Consider the following 14,915-nt stretch of genomic DNA (forward strand, 5'->3'; position numbering starts at 1 on the left):
GCCATTTGACTATAATTTTGTCGATGATCTCCGCGAGTGCCCGCCGGTTGTCCGTGTTCAAGGCCGTGGTCGAGGAGGGCGGGTTCAATCGCGCCGCCATGCGGCTCGACATTTCCCAGCCCTCGGTCGGCGCCCATGTGCGGGCGCTGGAGCGCCAGGCCGGGCACGCGCTGTTCGACCGGAAGCGCGGCTCGCGGCCGCGGCTCACCAAGGCCGGCGAGGCGGTCTATTCGATGGCGCTGGAGGTGCTGCGCTGTAACGAGGAGGCCGCGCAGCAACTCGACGAGTTGCGGCCGGCGCAGGAGGTCATGTCGCTCGCCGTGCATCGCGAATACGGCCAATACCGGCTGCCGGCGCATCTCGCGTCGTTTGCCTTGCGTAATTCGGGCGTTCGCTTTGTCACCCATACCGGAACCGTCGAGGATGTGGTGGCGCTGGTGCGCGCTCGGACCGTGAGCCTCGGGTTGTTCCCGTCGCTCGGCGCGGTTGCCGGTCTCGACAGCGTGGTGCTGGGACAGGAGCCGATGGCCCTTGTGGTTTCGCCGCATCATCCGCTGGCCCGAAAGTCTTCGGTCACTGTCGCCGATCTCGCCGCTGCCTCCTATGTGACTGGCCTGCGCAGTTCGTCCTACTTCGAGATGACCGACCGTCTGATGAAGCGGATCGGCATCAACCACCGCAGCATCGCCATGGAGGTTCAGGACTTCGGCATGGTGCGCGAGCTTGCCCGCCACGGCGCCGGCGTCGCCTGCATTGCGCTTTGCACCGTGCAGGACGATCTTCGCTCAGGCGCGCTGGTACGATTGTCGGTGAGCGGGCGGCCGCTCGACAGCTTCGAATTGCGCTGCGCGTTCCACGATCCGCTGCCGCGACATGCGCGCCGCTTCATGGATCATCTGCGCGAGCAGCTGAACGCGCCGGCGGCGTAGCGCTGGCGTAACCCGGCAAACTGCGCTTCAATCCGGCCGCAGCCATTCGCAATGCCGGAGTTCTCCATGCCGACCAGCTTTCGCCAGATCATCGACAAGGCCGTCAAGGACAAGCGATTCCTGGTCGTGCCCGGCGCTCATGACGCGCTGAGTGCACGCATCATCCAGAAGCTCGGCTTCGAGACTTATTTCATCGGCGGCTTTCCGGCGGTCGGCGCGCGTTACGGCGTGCCGGATGTGGGACTGAAGGGTTTCGGCGAGATCGCGGCCTGCGTGCGCGACATCATGGCGGCCTGCGACCTGCCGGTGTTCGTCGACGGCGACGACGGCTATGGCGATGTGAAGAACGTGGTGCACACCGTGCAGAGCTACGAGCGCATGGGCGTCAGCGCGATCCTGATCGAGGACCAGCAGTGGCCGAAGCGTTGCGGCCACATGGTCGGCAAGAAGGTGGTGCCGGTCGAACTGGCCGAGGCGAAAATCCGTGCGGCATGCTCGGAGCGGCTCAACAAGGAGACGTGGATTCTCGCGCGCACCGACGCGCGGGCGGTCTACGATCTCGACGAGGCGATGCGGCGTGCCGAGCGCTACATCAAGGCTGGCGCCGACGGCATCTTCATCGAGGCGCCGCGCAGCATCGACGAACTCAGGACAATCGGCAAAGCCTTCGATGTGCCGCAGATCTGCAATCCGCTGATGGGCGGCCACACGCCGATCCTGACCATGGATGAGCTCGGCGAGCTCGGCTTCAACTGCGCGGTGCTGGGCCTCGACACGGTCATGCACGCCGCGAAGGCGATCGAGACCGTGCTGCTCGACATGAAGTCGGGCAAATTCGCCCGCCGCAACGACGGCATGGACTTCGAGGACTACAAGAAGGTCGTCGGCTACGACAAATGGGAAAGCGTCGACGAGCGCTTTGCGCCGCGCGTTTGACGTCAGCCTGTAGGGTGGTCCAAGGCGCGTCAGCGCCGGGCCCACGTCTTCTTGCATGAGGCGCAGCGTGGGCACGCCGCATTCGCGGCTTTGCCCACCCTACGATTTCCGATGAACCGTTAAACGAGCGCCGGCTCGCGCTTCGTCACGGGCTTGGCCGGAGCGGGGTCCTTGAGGCCCAAAATACGGCGCGCGTTCGAATAGAACAGCTTCTGCTTGTCAGCGTCGCTCAGTTTCACGTCTTCCAGAAGCTTCAGGCACGGCGCCGGATCCCAGCACGGATAGTCGGTGCCATACATCACGTTGTCGATGCCGTAATAGTCGATCGCGAACTGCATGCCCTCGCTGTGTGGGGACACCGTGTCGGTGTACATGCGCTTGAGATACGTCGAGATCGGCTTCGGCAGTTGCGCGGCCTTGGAGTTCTTGTCCATGCGGCCCGACTGATAGGGCAGTGCGCCGCCAGTGTGCGACATCACCACCTTCAGGTTCGGATGCCGTTCCATCGTGCCGGAGAGAACAAGCCGCATCGCAGCGGTGCTCACTTCGATCACGCGGCCGAGGCTCAGATGCAGCGCACCGCCGTAGCCGTCCGACAGCATGTCCTGGAAGATCACGTCGGTCGGATGCAGGAACAGCGGCAGGCCGAGCTTCTCGACATGAGCGTAGAACGGCTGCAGCCGTTCGGCGTCGATGCGCGCATCGGGGCCGACGCTGCCGGGAAGGTTCACGCCCATCAGGCCGAGCCGATTGACGGCGTCATCGAGCACTTCGATGGCCGCGCGCGTATCCTGCAACGGCACCGCAGCGCTCGCCCAGAGGCGGCCCGGATATTTCTTCTGCGCGCCGGCCATCTCCTCGTTCCACATCAGCGCGTAATCGCGACCCTCATCGATCGGCATGTCGGAGAACGACACAGAGAACGGGCCGATCGAGCACACCACGTCGACGCGGTGGCCAAGGCTGTCCATGTATTCGAACTGCTTGTCGAGATCGAACCATTCGGCCCAGGAGTTCAGATGCTGGCCGGCGTCGGCAGACCGCATGTAGTCGTAGCCGCCGCGCTGGTTGACCCGGCATCTCGGATATTCGGCGCGTTTGCAGAGCTTCTCGAAGATCGAACGCGGCCACCAATGAAAATGCGAGTCAATGATGTGCATGTCGGAAGTCCTGCATAAGGCGAGGATTCAACGATTCTAGGGGTGGCCACGTTCCTGGTCAACGCAAGCGCGGCTTTGGCGCATGGCCACGGTGAATGATTTCTGCGATGATTTTGCCAAGGTTCGGGAGGTAAACCGGCCGCCGGGAGGACTTCAGATGACGCGAAACTTCAATATTGCTGCGCTGCGATGGGCGGTCGTCCTGCTGGTTGTGTCGCTGGGTTATCAAGCGAACGCCGCCGAGAAGCTTAGGGTCGGCAAGGCGGTGCCGTTCGCCTGGACCTTCACGCCGCTCGATGTCGGAATGCAGATGGGCATCTTTGCCAAGCACGGGCTCGAGGTCGAGGCGTCATCGTTCGGCGGCGATGCGCGCCTGCAGCAGGCGCTCGCGGCCGACAGCCTCGATATAGGAGTCGGCAGCGGCCCCGGTATGGCCTTCATGGCCAAGGGTGTGCCGGCCAAGGCGGTCGCCGCCATGTATGGCGTCCCGCGCAACATGGCGGTCATGGCCGACTACAACAAGCCGATCCGCACGATCGATGACCTTCGCGGCAAAAAACTCGGCGTCACAACGGTGGGCTCGCTGACCGATTGGATCGGCAAGCGAATCAACGCCCAAAAGGGCTGGACCAGCAACGGCATCACCACGGTGCCGATCGGCGGCATGCAGCCGGCGCGTGCCGCGGTGAAGACCGGCCAGCTCGACGGCTATATCGGCGCGCTGGAAACCGGCTACGAGCTCGAAGAGAACAAAGAGTGGCGCGTCATCACCTCGGCCGATCCCTTCGTCGATCATTTCATCACGCACGTGTTTTTCGCCCGCGAGGACCTGATCGCCAAACGTCCGGAGGCGGTGCGCGCCTTCCTCAAGGGCTGGGTCGACACCATCGCCTTCATGAAGGCCAACAAGGACAAGACCGTGGAGATCACCGCGAAGGTGATCAATGTCAGCCCGTCGGTCGCAGCCCGCGCCTATGACGAGCAGATGCCGATCTTCAGCACCGACGGCGTATTCGACCCCAAGGGCGTCGAGGTGCTCAAGCAGTCGTTCATCGAGATGGGGCTGCTGAAGGAAATCCCTGACAACAAGGTCATGTTTACAACCGAATTTGTGCCGGTGAAGTAACGGTTTTCCGGTTGGCGTGATCAATCTTTGAGCCGTCGCACGCCGTTCCGGCAGCGGCGCGGCGGCCTGATTCGCCACCAATGACCAGCGTTCGCCCAGACCGGTCGCAAAACGCCACCCGGACTGTGACTGAGATCACTCTCGCCGCAGCTTGCGCGGAATAAAGGTTGGCCGCCGGGCGGCAGCGGCTAAAGTGCTGCTGCGACTTCAGGTTTCGCTCTGGATGTCGGTTTGATGAACGGCTCTGGCCGAGCCGCGGGTTGCCTCGTTCATGGTCCGAAGCCGTTGATCAGACTGTTCTCTTGCCAAGCGCAGGCCGGATCGGAATACACAGTGGCCAGGGGGCATTCACCGGCGACCGTTTCGGCGGCACCCGTTCTTCGCGGCCCGATCCGGTGCGGGATCGGCTCCGGCAGATGGTGAGGGATCGATGGGCAGCGCCAATATTGATCTGCCTGCAATACTCAACCGCATTCTCGAATATGCGACGCAGAACCTCCGGGTCGAAAAGCTCCTGATCCAGCTCGGGCTTGATCCGACCAATGTGACCTATGACGCGGTGTTCAACCGTCTGGTCGATATCGCGATCGCCAACATCAACTTCGCCAATATGCTGGCGCTGGTCGGCGCCATCTTCTATGTCGCAACCCTGATGGTGCGCACCATCGTGCCGTTGCGCGTCATCGGCATCATCAGCATCGTGTTCTTCATCGGCTATGGCGCGCTCGCCGGCGCAATGGCGACCTTCTTCCTGTATTTGCTGTCGCTGCCGATCAACATCATCCGCCTTCGCCAGATGCTGAGTTTGGTCAAGAAAGCCCGCCTCTCGGCGCAGGGCGACCTGTCGATGGACTGGCTCCGCCCGTTCATGAGCCCCCGCAAGTACAAGAAGGGCGAGGTGTTGTTTCACAAAGGCGATGCAGCCAAAGAGATGTTCTACACCGTGACGGGCCGCTTCCTGGTCAAGGAGATCGGAATCGAGCTGCCGCCCGGCCGCATCATGGGTGAGCTCGGCTTCATCGATCCAAAAAACCGCCGCACCCAGACGGTCGAGAGCATGGAAAACGGCGAGGTGCTGACCATCACCTACGACAAGCTCCTGGAGCTGTACTTCCAGAATCCTGAATTCGGCTATTACTTCCTGAGGCTCTCCACCGAGCGGCTGATGCAGAACATCTCGCGGCTTGAGGGTGTTGTCATGGAGCAGAAGGCGCAAATTGATGCTCTGACCGGCGGCGCAGGGGCCGCGGGCAGCGCGCGGCGGTAGCGCAGGCTTAGAAATACGAGCTCATGCTGAGCCCGCCGCTCAGCGAATTCTGCAACGAGGTCAGACTGCGGTAATTCCGCACAAGGCGATTCATCACGTCGTCGGTGACGCCGAGAACCGACCGTTCCTCAGCGCTCATGGATGCGTATTGCTTGATCATGGAGAGGCTGCCGGCGCTTACGTTGCTGCCATTCGAGGAATTCAGCGCGCTCAACAGGCTCGAACGCCGGCGTTGATCCAGTTCGGTCTTGGCTGCGCGAACCTCGTCGGTCGAGAACGTCCCATCTTGATTGAGGGCGACCGTGGCAAGCATCCGGTTGTTGAACGGTGACAGGTCGGCTTGCTGACCGGTTTTCCGCTTCGGATCGAAAACCAGCTCCTTGCCATTGTCCTTGGCGTGATTGATCTGGTCGTCCAGCAGCGCACGGGCTTGCGCCGCGACATCGTTCGCAGGTGTGGAATTCGTCGATGCGCTGCTGTCAAGCAGTGCGCGGACCGGATCGCTCTTGTTGCCGGTGTCGGGGGCTTTCCCGAAGCTCGCACGCGCCGCGGTGGCTCCTTCAAGCAGCGCCTGGCGCTGCTGCTGCCACGTCGCCGTGGCGCGTTCCACGGCCCCGGCCTGATCCATGTAGTCCGACGCGGCCTTATAAAGGCTCGCATAGTCGCCGGTGTGCCGTGCGATCACGACGTAGGGCTTCATCGCGTCGTTGAAGCGGTGCTGCAATTCCCCGGCAGCAGCCGCGCTTTCGTCGGCAGAGAACAAGCCTCCCACGTTCGCGGCCACGGCAGCGAGCGTCGTCCGGCTCTGGCCGGTCAAATCGACGGCGGTCTGGCCGTTGAGCCGAGCGGAGGAGATGCCAAGGGCGTCATAATGTTGGTCGAACCAAGCCCGTGCCTTGGCCGCCAGCGTTGCCGGCGGCAGATCCGCGGTCTCGGCGGACGCACTCGCGAGATAGGCTTTCGCTTCGTTCGACAATGTCACGTTGGTGGAGGCGGAGGGCGCCGCCGGGCTGTCAGCCGCTGTGCCATCGAGCGCTTGCCCGAGGGTCGGCGTGCTCGGGTCGGTGGCATAAGCGTTTGTGGTGGCGCCGAGATAGGCTGGCTGGTTTGCAGCGGTGATGGTCGACATCGGTGCCCCCGGCGTTCGTTACCGCGCAGGTTGCAAAGCTGATGCCAATACCAATGCCGCCAATGGCTTGGTTTTATCCTTCGACGAAATTTCCGTGTGGAATTCCAGGCAATTCTTGCCCGGCAAGGAACGCACCGACTGTGAGGTCAGACACAGACCTTCAGACCTTCGCGTGCCACGATCGTACCCGGTCTCGCCGCCTCGGCTTTGGCAGCGATTTTATCCATCGTGTCGTCGTCGTGTTCGGGATCGTGATGAAACAGACACAACCTTCCGACCTTGGCCGCGTTGGCGAGTTCGACGCCCTGCTGCCACGTCGAATGACCCCAGCCGAGATGCGACGGCAATTCCTCGTTCGTGTAGGTGGTGTCGAGAATGAGGAGCGAGGCGTCTTTGATCAGATCGATCAGCGCCGGATCGAGCGTGCCCGCGCCGAGCTCGATATCGGTCACATAGGCGACCGAACTGCCGTTGAAATCGACGCGATATCCGGTCGCGCCGCCCGGATGATTGAGGGGCGCGGTGCGCAGCGTGATTCCCGGACGGAGATTGATGGTATCTCCCGCGCTGAAGTCGTGGAATTCGAGTCGCGCTTGCAAGGCGTCGACCTGAAGCGGGAAGAACGGGAAACTCATCAATTTCTTCACCGCCTGCTTGACGCCACCGGCGGCCTGCAGATTGCCGCCCCAGACGCGGACCACCTGATCCTTGACGAACAGCGGCGCGAAGAACGGCAGGCCGACCACGTGGTCGATATGACCGTGGCTCAAGAAGATATCGAAGTCAGTGGTGTTGGCGCCGTTCACCAGCGCCATGCCGAGTTGCCGAATGCCGGTGCCCGCATCGAAGATGAGCGTATGGCGGCCGCAGATCAGCTCGACGCAGGGTGTGTTTCCACCATAACGCAACGTAGAAGGACCCGGGCAAGCGATGCTTCCCCGGACGCCCCAAAATCGGACCGCCATTGAGGCCGGACTCGCCGGCCCATCTCTCGATGCCATTACACGGTCCCGTAGTCTCCCGGTGGTGACTGGTCCATGGGAATTATGGGGCCGAGGCAGTCATCGAGATGGACTTCGGGGATGGGTGTCGCCCACGGCCGCGAAGAACCGCGTGGTGTTGTCGAGAGCATGCGTGGCCGTTCCCCCAGTCAAACTTTCCCTCTTCAGCCTGCGCCCGCACGAAGGAGTCTTGAAGTGCGAAATGTCACAGGTCGTAATTTCACATGTTTATCAATGCACTATGTCCATTTTCCGGCCTGGGAAGGTCGCTGGCTATTTGGTTTCGAGCGCATAAGCGCCGTCCCAGTCCTCCGGCGGCGGTGTGAGTTTGAAGCTCCCGATGCGCTCCGCGTAAACCTCATAGAGTGTCTTGAAGCGGCCCTCGGGGTCGGCGGAACGGCCTTCCTCGATGGCGGCGAGTGCTGCGTCCCAGTCGCGGCCACGATAGTGCGTCAGCATCTTCATGTTGACCTCTTGCCACCGCCTGAAGCGCTCGGAGTTGATCATGTCTTCGCGGCCGACCAGCGCGTAGACCACCTCCGGCTCCTTCTTGCCTTTCACTGCGATGAAGTCGAGTTCGAGCATCGCGAACTTGTCCTTGGCAACGGATGCGGTCCGCGAGCCGATGATGATCGGCAGTCCATAGGACTTGCACTGGCCCTCGAGACGCGAGGCGAGGTTCACGCTGTCGCCCAGCACCGAATAGTTGAAATGAAAATCCGAGCCCATGTTGCCGACAACGCACTTACCGGTATTCAAGCCGACGCCGATCTGGATCGGAATGAACATCGCGTTGGTTTCTTTCGCGCTCTGCTCACGCTCGCGGTTGAGTCGTTCCACGCGATCCAGCATTTCCAGCGCGGCTTCGCAGGCGTTCAGCTCATGATTGGCGTCGTGCAGCGGCGCGCTCCAGAACGCCATGATGGCGTCACCCATATATTTGTCGATGGTGCCTTTGCGTTCGAGAATGGCGTTGGTGAGCGGCGTGAGAAAGCTGTTCATCAACGCGGTGAGGCCTTGCGGATCGTCCTTGTAGATTTCCGAAATGGTGGTGAAGCCGCGCACGTCGCTGAACATGATCGTCATTTCGCGCTGTTCACCGCCGAGTACGAGCTTCTCCGGCGATTGCGCGAGCTGTTCGACCAGCGCGGGCGACAGATACTGGCCGAACGCCGAGCGGATTTGCCGACGCTGCGCCTGCTCCTTGACGAAGTTGGTGAACACCAGCGTGAGATAGATCAGCGAACTCGACAGCAGCGGGAAGGTGAAATCGACCAACAGGTGCTCGTAGGAGAAAAAATACCACGATGTACCGATCAGCAGCACGATGATCGTGCCGCCGAACAACAGCAGAAGGCCTGGACCGAGAATGGGCGCGAGAATGATGATCGCAACGCCGAGCACGAATGCTTCGACCATCTCGCTGGACTTGGAGTAGCTGGACTCACTCAGCGTGGTATTGCTCAGAAGATTCTCGATGATCTGGGCGTGAATCTCGACGCCGGGAATTACCGGATCGAGCGGCGTTGTCTTGATATCGAGCAGGCCCGCCGCCGATGTGCCGATCAGCACCAGCCGCTGCGCGAAGCGGTCTGCCGGGAAGCGGCCCTCGAGAACGTCGATAGCCGAAACGTAGAGCGCCGGATCGTGCCGCGCGAAGTAAACCCAGAGCCTGCCTTTGGCGTCGGTCGGCACCTCCAGCCCCGGAACCGCAACCGTCTTGATTCCGGATTCATCCATGCGGATCAAGGCCGTGTTCGATCCGGTCACGAGGCGCAGCATCTCGAAGGTCAATGACGTCACTGGGGCGCCCTGGGCCTGCATGACCATCGGCACCCGGCGGATGATGCCGTCGCGCTCCTGCTGAATGCTGAACATGCCGCGGCCGGTCGCGGCCTTTTCGAGCTCGAGGGTGTTGCGGAGCAGACCTGGATACTTGATGAAGAATGGCGCGGGGTCGCCGCCCATCCATCCGAGGCCGGCAATCGGAGGCAGGCCTTCGGGCTGTGCCACCGGCTGGGGCATGCCGGTGATGCCGAGCACGGTTTTGGATTTCTTGAGCGCTTCGGCGAAGACCTGGTCATTGCTCGGCAACAGCCGAAGCTTGTTGCGGGTTTCCTCGTCGACGCCTTGGAAGCCATCGACGGCTCGTGCGGGCGAAAGGCGGTCAGGTTCCGCGAACACGATATCGAAGCCGATCGCAGCGGCGCCGGCTTGGCTGATCTTGTTGATCAGTTCGGCGACGTGCGTGCGCGCCCACGGCCATTGTCCGAGCTTGGCGAGGCTCTTTTCGTCGATGTCGACGATGACGGCTGGGTGCTGTGTCGCAATGCGCGGGGAGATGTTTTGAAAGACGTCGAAGGTGCGCAGACGCAGATCTTCGAGTTGTGAGGGGTCTGACGCGCGCAGGAACAGCAGAGCAAGCAACAATGCAGCGCCGAGAATTCGCGCGGACGCCAATCGACGGAGCTGATGGGAAAACCAATTCATGCGAGTCCAGCCGGACGCAGCTTAGCCGGTGCCGTGCCTGCCGTCACTTCTCGCGGAACATCCGCATCAATTGATCGTGCAGCGGCTTGGTGAGGTAGGAGATCATGGTGCGATCGCCGGTCTGGATGAAGGTCTCGACCGGCATGCCCGGCACAATCTTGACTTCGCCGAGCTTGGCGACTTCGTCGGCCGGCATGGCGACACGGACGGTGTAGTAGGTCTGACCGGTCCTCTGATCTGAGGACGTGTCGGCGGAGACGCGGGTCACCTTGCCGTAGATCTCCGGCGTGGTGCGCTGGTTGAAGGCTGAAAACCGCAGCAGCGCGGTCTGGCCTTCCCGGAGCTGGTCGATGTCCTGCGGATTGACCTTCGCCTCGACCGTCAGACTGTCGGCGTCCGGCACGATCATCATGATCGCGTCGCCCGCCGTGACGACACCGCCGACCGTGTGGACGTTGGACTGGAACACGGTGCCGTCCTGCGGCGCGCGGATGTCGGTGCGCTTGAGCTGATCTTCCGCGGCGACCTTGCGCTCGACGAACTCGCCGATCTTGCCGTCGATCTCGCGGGTCTCCTTGGCGACCTCGCTGCTCAGATCGCGATCGACTTGGATGATTTGCAGCTCGGTTTCGGAAATCTTGCCGCCAGCCTGGGCCGTCTGGGCGACCAACTGGCCGGCCTCGCCCTGGAGGCGGGCCTCCTCGCGCTCGAGCTGGGTGATTTTGGTGAGCGGCACGAGCTTCTGCTTCCAGAGATCGTAGACGCCTTCTTTCTCGCGGCCGATCAGCTGGATCTCTTTTTCCTTGGACTCGCGCTGGGCCTTGAGCCCGCGAATTTCCTCGTTGAGCTGCTCGATCCGTTGACGGAGCTGTGCCTTCTGGCCATTGCGGGCGCTGCTGCGCAGCTCGAACAGCTTGCGCTCGCCATCGAGGATGGCGGCGACCGCGGGCTCGGACGGTTCACGCGCCACGAGATCATCCGGGAATTTGATGGAGCTGGCGCCGTCGCGCTCGCTTTCGAGCCGCGAGCGGCGTGCGTAAAGCTCGTCGAGACCCTTGGTGACGATGGCCAGGTTCGCGCGCGTCACGGTTTCGTCAAGGCGAACCAGGATGTCGCCCTCCTTGACCCGATCGCCGTCGCGCACCCGCAGTTCTCCGACCACGCCGCCGGTCGGGTGCTGGACCTTCTTGACGTTGGAGTCGACGACCACCTGGCCCTGTGCGATCAGCGCGCCGGACAGCGTCATGGTGCCCGCCCAGCCGCCGACGCCGCCGGCGAGAACCAGCACGATGATCAGGCCCGCCAGCACGTGGCGCTTGATCGAACGGTTGGTGTCATCAAGCGGTTGTGGGTTCACGACTTTGCCACTCCGGCTTCCGGCACAACCTTCAGCGGCCGCGGCGCGCCGGCATTCTGCTGCAGCACGCGCGCCAGCACCTCGTCCTTGGGGCCGAAGGCCTGGGCGCGACCCTGGTTCATCACCAGCAGAAGATCGACGCCGGCAATGGCGCTCGGCCGATGCGCGATCACGATCACGATTCCGCCCCGGGCGCGTACGCCGAGGATGGCGCGGCTCAAGGCCTCGTCACCCTCGGCGTCGAGGTTGGAATTGGGCTCGTCGAGCACGACGAGGAACGGATCCGCATAAAGCGCGCGTGCGAGCGCGATGCGTTGCGCCTGGCCGGCCGACAGAGCCGTGCCGTTTTCACCGACCTGGGTCTCATAACCATCGGGGAGACTCACGATCAGGTCATGCACGCCCGCGGCATTCGCCGCGGCGATCACCGCATTGGCGTCGAGCGTCGGCGAAAAGCGACCAATGTTCTGTGCCACTGTGCCGGCCATCAGCTCGACGTCCTGGGGAAGGTAGCCGATGTGCTTGCCGAGCAACTCCTGCGACCATTGCTCGAGCGCTGCGCCGTCGAGACGGATGCGACCTCGCACCGGCCGCCAGACGCCGACGAGAATGCGCGCGAGGCAGCTCTTGCCCGATCCGCTCGGTCCGATGATGCCGAGTCCGTTTCCCGACTGAAGCGACAGGCTGATGTCTTGAATGACGATTTTCTCGCTGCCCGGCGGGATCACGGCCACATTCTCGACGCTGATGCTCTTGGCCGGGGGGCGCAGCGCCATGGGCGCCAGCTGTGTCGGCAGCAAGGCCAAGAGATCGGTGAGACGCTTCCAGGCCTGCCGCGCGCCGATGAAGGCGCGCCAGTTGGCAATGGCCGAGTCGACCGGCGCAAGCGCACGCGCGCTCAAGATCGAGCCGGCGATGATGATGCCGGGGGTCGCCATCTGATAGATCACCAGATAGGCACCGACCGCGAGCACGCCGGATTGCAGCATCAGCCGCAGAATTCTCGATATCGAGCCGATGCTGCCCGATACGTCGGTGGCGCGGCGCTGGCTCGCCAGATATTTGGTGTTGGCATCACCCCACTGCGCGGCGACGCGTCCGGTCATGCCCATTGCGGTGAGCACTTCGGCGTTCCGTCGGCTCGCTTCGGCGAGTGAGTTGCGCGTGATGGCGAAGCCCGTCGCCTCGCGCGTCGGATCTTTGGTCAGCTTTTCGGTGAGATAGGTCAAGGCCGCAAGAACGACGGCGCCCAGCGAAGCCGCGAGTCCGATATAAGGATGGAACAGGAAGCAGATCACCAGATAGATCGGCATCCACGGCAGGTCGAACAGCGCGCCGGGACCCGGGCCCGACAGAAATGAGCGCACGCTGTCGAGGTCGCGCAGCGGCTGGAGCCCGTCACTGCGGTGGCCAGCCTTGAGCGGCAACCGCACGATGATCTCGTAGACGCGGCCGCTCAGCATCCCGTCGAGTCGATTGCCGATCCGCACCATGATGCGGCCGCGGATCATGTCGAGCAGGCCGAGCGCAACGTAGAGGCCGCCGGCCAGCACGATGAGGCCGATCAATGTCGGCACGCTGCGGCTCGGCAGGACGCGGTCGTAGACCTCCAGCATGAAGAACGCACCGGTCAGCATGAGGATGTTGCTCATGCCGCTCATCAAACCGGTGGCGACGAAGGTGCCGCGGCAGGCCGCCAGCGCTTCGGCAAGCTCGGAGCGCTGCTGGGCGGGTTTACGGGCGGGCTGCGCCATCGCAGTTAAGTCCTCAGCAGGGGCACGACGCGCGCCGAACCATCACACCGGACTTTGCCATCTAATCGTCGGCCGCGGGTAAGAACCATGCGTTAACCTTGAACTCGCCGGCTGTCGTCATGGTGTTATCACGGCATTCTTGCCGAATTCTTTTGTCCCGAATGTGGGCCAGCCCACATCGGCCGGCCTTTCCATCGCGTGCCGGGCCTAGCGGCCGTCGGGCGTGCGAACGCCGGCCCACGTGTCGCGGACCTGGTGATAGTGGACCGCCGGATCATAGGTTGCGACCTGAAGGCCCAGCACCTGCGGCGACAGCCGTCCGACCGCGGCCAGCAGGCCGTAGGAATTCACCAGCCGGTCGCGTTGCGCGCCGACCAGCGCGATGCGGGCGGCAACCAGCTCCTGCTGGGCGTTGAGGACGTCGAGCGTGGTGCGCTGGCCAAGGCGGGCTTCCTCGCGCACGCCGTTCAGTGCGGCCTCGGCAGCCTTCACCTGATTCTTTGACGACTCGATGCTGCTTTTGGCGGCTTCGAGCAGAGCCCAGGCTTGAATGACGCCGACGCGGGCCTGGTCACGCGCAACGTTCAAATCGAGCTGCCGCTGGCCGTGTGTCTCCTTGGCCTGCCGGATCGCTGCGTACTCGGCGCCGCCCTGATAGATCGGCATCGAGAACAGTCCGCTCACCGAAGCGCTATAGGACTGCATCTGGGTCAGCGAAATTTCGTAGTTCTTCTGGATTGAGCCCTGAAGCTGCACGGTAGGATAGAGGGCGCCCTCGGCGACCTTCACTTGCAGCAGGGCGGCGTCAACGTTGAATTGCGCGGATGTGACGGTCGGATGCTGCGCCAGACCGGCCGTGACAGCGGACGCCAGTGTGTTGGGCGAGAAGCGATCGACCGGTGACGCGGCCGCGAGTTTGCCCGGCTCGGCCCCGATCACCTGGCGGTAGATCGCCTTGGAGGTTTCGTAGGTCGCCTCTGCTGCAAACTGCTGGGTTTTGCCCGTGGCGAGCCGGGATTCCGATTGCGAGACGTCGGTGGCTGTGACGTTGCCGGATTCGAGCCGCTGCTTGCTCTGCCGCAGTTGCTCCTGCAGCACTTCCACGTTGCTGCGTTGAAGCTCGAGAATTGCGCCGTCGCGCAGCAGGTTCATGTAAGCGGTTGCAGCCGCAAGGAGGACGGTCTGCTCGATGCTGCGCAACGTCTCACGAGCGCCGAACACCTGGCTCTCGGCTTGCCGCGTGCGGTTGGCGGTTTGGTTTCCGTTCAGCACGTTCTGCGTGATGGTCGCGCCGACGCCGTGCGGCGTGTTCCCGCCATTCTGCTTGAAATAGCTCGCCGGCGAATTGACAGGAGTTTGCGACCCGATTTCGCGGAGTGTCGTCTGTAACGCTTGCGTGCCGGCGCTTGCGGTGATCGAGGCGTGAGGCCGGTACCCGGCGAGCGCCGTCGGCACGTTCTCGTCGGTGGCGCGAACCAAAGCGCGCTGCGAATTGAGTTGAGGGTTGTTATTGTAAGCCTGGGCGAGAGCGGATTCCAAAGTATCAGCGGCCGCCTGGACACAGCATAAGGCTGCGCCTGCGATCGCCAACCCGGCCAGCTTTACTCGCCAGAACCCCACCCCTGGCATCTATCCCCCCGACGCCACCCTCAACAACAATAACGGCATATACGACAATCAAATGACACTGCCCCGATCCGATTTCGCCGGATCAGGCAACGTTTAAAACCTCCTCAATTATACCAGCTCGCCTCGCATCTCAGAAC

At 62.9% G+C, this 14,915-nt stretch carries 11 protein-coding genes; 4 read left to right on the forward strand and 7 right to left on the reverse strand.

Translation table 11 applies throughout. The annotated features are described in order from the left end of the window. Positions 1–23: 23 nt before the first annotated feature. Together RHPLAN_RS12235 and RHPLAN_RS12240 are read left to right on the forward strand one after the other, a co-directional pair. Positions 24–929: a LysR family transcriptional regulator gene (locus tag RHPLAN_RS12235; RefSeq protein WP_068017939.1), complete on the forward strand. Its 906-nt coding sequence runs from the start codon at positions 24–26 to the stop codon at positions 927–929. A gap of 66 nt (positions 930–995) precedes the next feature. Continuing rightward, the gene (locus RHPLAN_RS12240) at positions 996–1,865 is read left to right on the forward strand and encodes an isocitrate lyase/PEP mutase family protein (RefSeq protein ID WP_198164873.1); all 870 of its coding nucleotides are present in this window, start codon (positions 996–998) and stop codon (positions 1,863–1,865) included. A gap of 119 nt (positions 1,866–1,984) precedes the next feature. On the opposite strand, the gene RHPLAN_RS12245 is transcribed toward RHPLAN_RS12240, so the two are convergent. Continuing rightward, positions 1,985–3,025 carry an amidohydrolase family protein gene (locus RHPLAN_RS12245; RefSeq protein ID WP_068017945.1) on the reverse strand — a complete coding sequence of 347 codons (1,041 nt, stop codon included), beginning with the start codon at positions 3,023–3,025 and terminating at the stop codon, positions 1,985–1,987. A 157-nt stretch (positions 3,026–3,182) separates the two neighbouring features. Between RHPLAN_RS12245 and RHPLAN_RS12250 the strand changes: the two genes are divergently transcribed. Next, positions 3,183–4,151: an ABC transporter substrate-binding protein gene (locus RHPLAN_RS12250; protein WP_198164875.1), complete on the forward strand. Its 969-nt coding sequence runs from the start codon at positions 3,183–3,185 to the stop codon at positions 4,149–4,151. 430 nt (positions 4,152–4,581) lie between these two features. Further along, positions 4,582–5,418, forward strand: a complete 837-nt coding sequence (locus tag RHPLAN_RS12255; RefSeq protein ID WP_068017950.1) for a Crp/Fnr family transcriptional regulator — start codon at positions 4,582–4,584, stop codon at positions 5,416–5,418. 7 nt (positions 5,419–5,425) lie between these two features. On the opposite strand, the gene RHPLAN_RS12260 is transcribed toward RHPLAN_RS12255, so the two are convergent. From RHPLAN_RS12260 to RHPLAN_RS12285, 6 genes are all read right to left on the reverse strand, one after another. After that, positions 5,426–6,547, reverse strand: coding sequence for a hypothetical protein (locus RHPLAN_RS12260; RefSeq protein ID WP_068017952.1), 1,122 nt, complete (start codon positions 6,545–6,547; stop codon positions 5,426–5,428). Between the two features lie 146 nt (positions 6,548–6,693). Beyond that, complete coding sequence (locus tag RHPLAN_RS12265) at positions 6,694–7,455, reverse strand: MBL fold metallo-hydrolase (RefSeq protein WP_237180124.1); 762 nt, start codon at positions 7,453–7,455, stop codon at positions 6,694–6,696. A gap of 366 nt (positions 7,456–7,821) precedes the next feature. Next, a complete protein-coding gene (locus RHPLAN_RS12270; protein WP_068017957.1) occupies positions 7,822–10,038 on the reverse strand; it encodes a CHASE2 domain-containing protein in 2,217 nt (738 codons plus the stop codon). A 43-nt stretch (positions 10,039–10,081) separates the two neighbouring features. Beyond that, positions 10,082–11,395 carry an HlyD family type I secretion periplasmic adaptor subunit gene (locus RHPLAN_RS12275; RefSeq protein WP_068017959.1) on the reverse strand — a complete coding sequence of 438 codons (1,314 nt, stop codon included), beginning with the start codon at positions 11,393–11,395 and terminating at the stop codon, positions 10,082–10,084. Then, positions 11,392–13,149 carry a type I secretion system permease/ATPase gene (locus RHPLAN_RS12280; protein WP_068017962.1) on the reverse strand — a complete coding sequence of 586 codons (1,758 nt, stop codon included), beginning with the start codon at positions 13,147–13,149 and terminating at the stop codon, positions 11,392–11,394. The genes RHPLAN_RS12275 and RHPLAN_RS12280 overlap by 4 nt, the downstream gene beginning before the upstream one ends. 207 nt (positions 13,150–13,356) lie before the next feature. Beyond that, positions 13,357–14,778: a TolC family outer membrane protein gene (locus RHPLAN_RS12285; RefSeq protein WP_068017964.1), complete on the reverse strand. Its 1,422-nt coding sequence runs from the start codon at positions 14,776–14,778 to the stop codon at positions 13,357–13,359. Positions 14,779–14,915: the final 137 nt, after the last annotated feature.

Source organism: Rhodoplanes sp. Z2-YC6860, from assembly GCF_001579845.1.
Classification (GTDB): Bacteria; Pseudomonadota; Alphaproteobacteria; order Rhizobiales; family Xanthobacteraceae; genus Z2-YC6860.

What these genes read in the sequence shown, in the direction of transcription:
- RHPLAN_RS12285 (WP_068017964.1), bottom strand. Translation starts at nt 14,778, where the DNA reads ATGCCAGGGGTGGGGTTCTGGCGAGTAAAGCTGGCCGGGTTGGCGATC.
- RHPLAN_RS12255 (WP_068017950.1), top strand. Translation starts at nt 4,582, where the DNA reads ATGGGCAGCGCCAATATTGATCTGCCTGCAATACTCAACCGCATTCTC.
- RHPLAN_RS12235 (WP_068017939.1), top strand. Translation starts at nt 24, where the DNA reads ATGATCTCCGCGAGTGCCCGCCGGTTGTCCGTGTTCAAGGCCGTGGTC.
- RHPLAN_RS12240 (WP_198164873.1), top strand. Translation starts at nt 996, where the DNA reads ATGCCGACCAGCTTTCGCCAGATCATCGACAAGGCCGTCAAGGACAAG.
- RHPLAN_RS12280 (WP_068017962.1), bottom strand. Translation starts at nt 13,149, where the DNA reads ATGGCGCAGCCCGCCCGTAAACCCGCCCAGCAGCGCTCCGAGCTTGCC.
- RHPLAN_RS12260 (WP_068017952.1), bottom strand. Translation starts at nt 6,547, where the DNA reads ATGTCGACCATCACCGCTGCAAACCAGCCAGCCTATCTCGGCGCCACC.
- RHPLAN_RS12250 (WP_198164875.1), top strand. Translation starts at nt 3,183, where the DNA reads ATGACGCGAAACTTCAATATTGCTGCGCTGCGATGGGCGGTCGTCCTG.
- RHPLAN_RS12245 (WP_068017945.1), bottom strand. Translation starts at nt 3,025, where the DNA reads ATGCACATCATTGACTCGCATTTTCATTGGTGGCCGCGTTCGATCTTC.
- RHPLAN_RS12270 (WP_068017957.1), bottom strand. Translation starts at nt 10,038, where the DNA reads ATGAATTGGTTTTCCCATCAGCTCCGTCGATTGGCGTCCGCGCGAATT.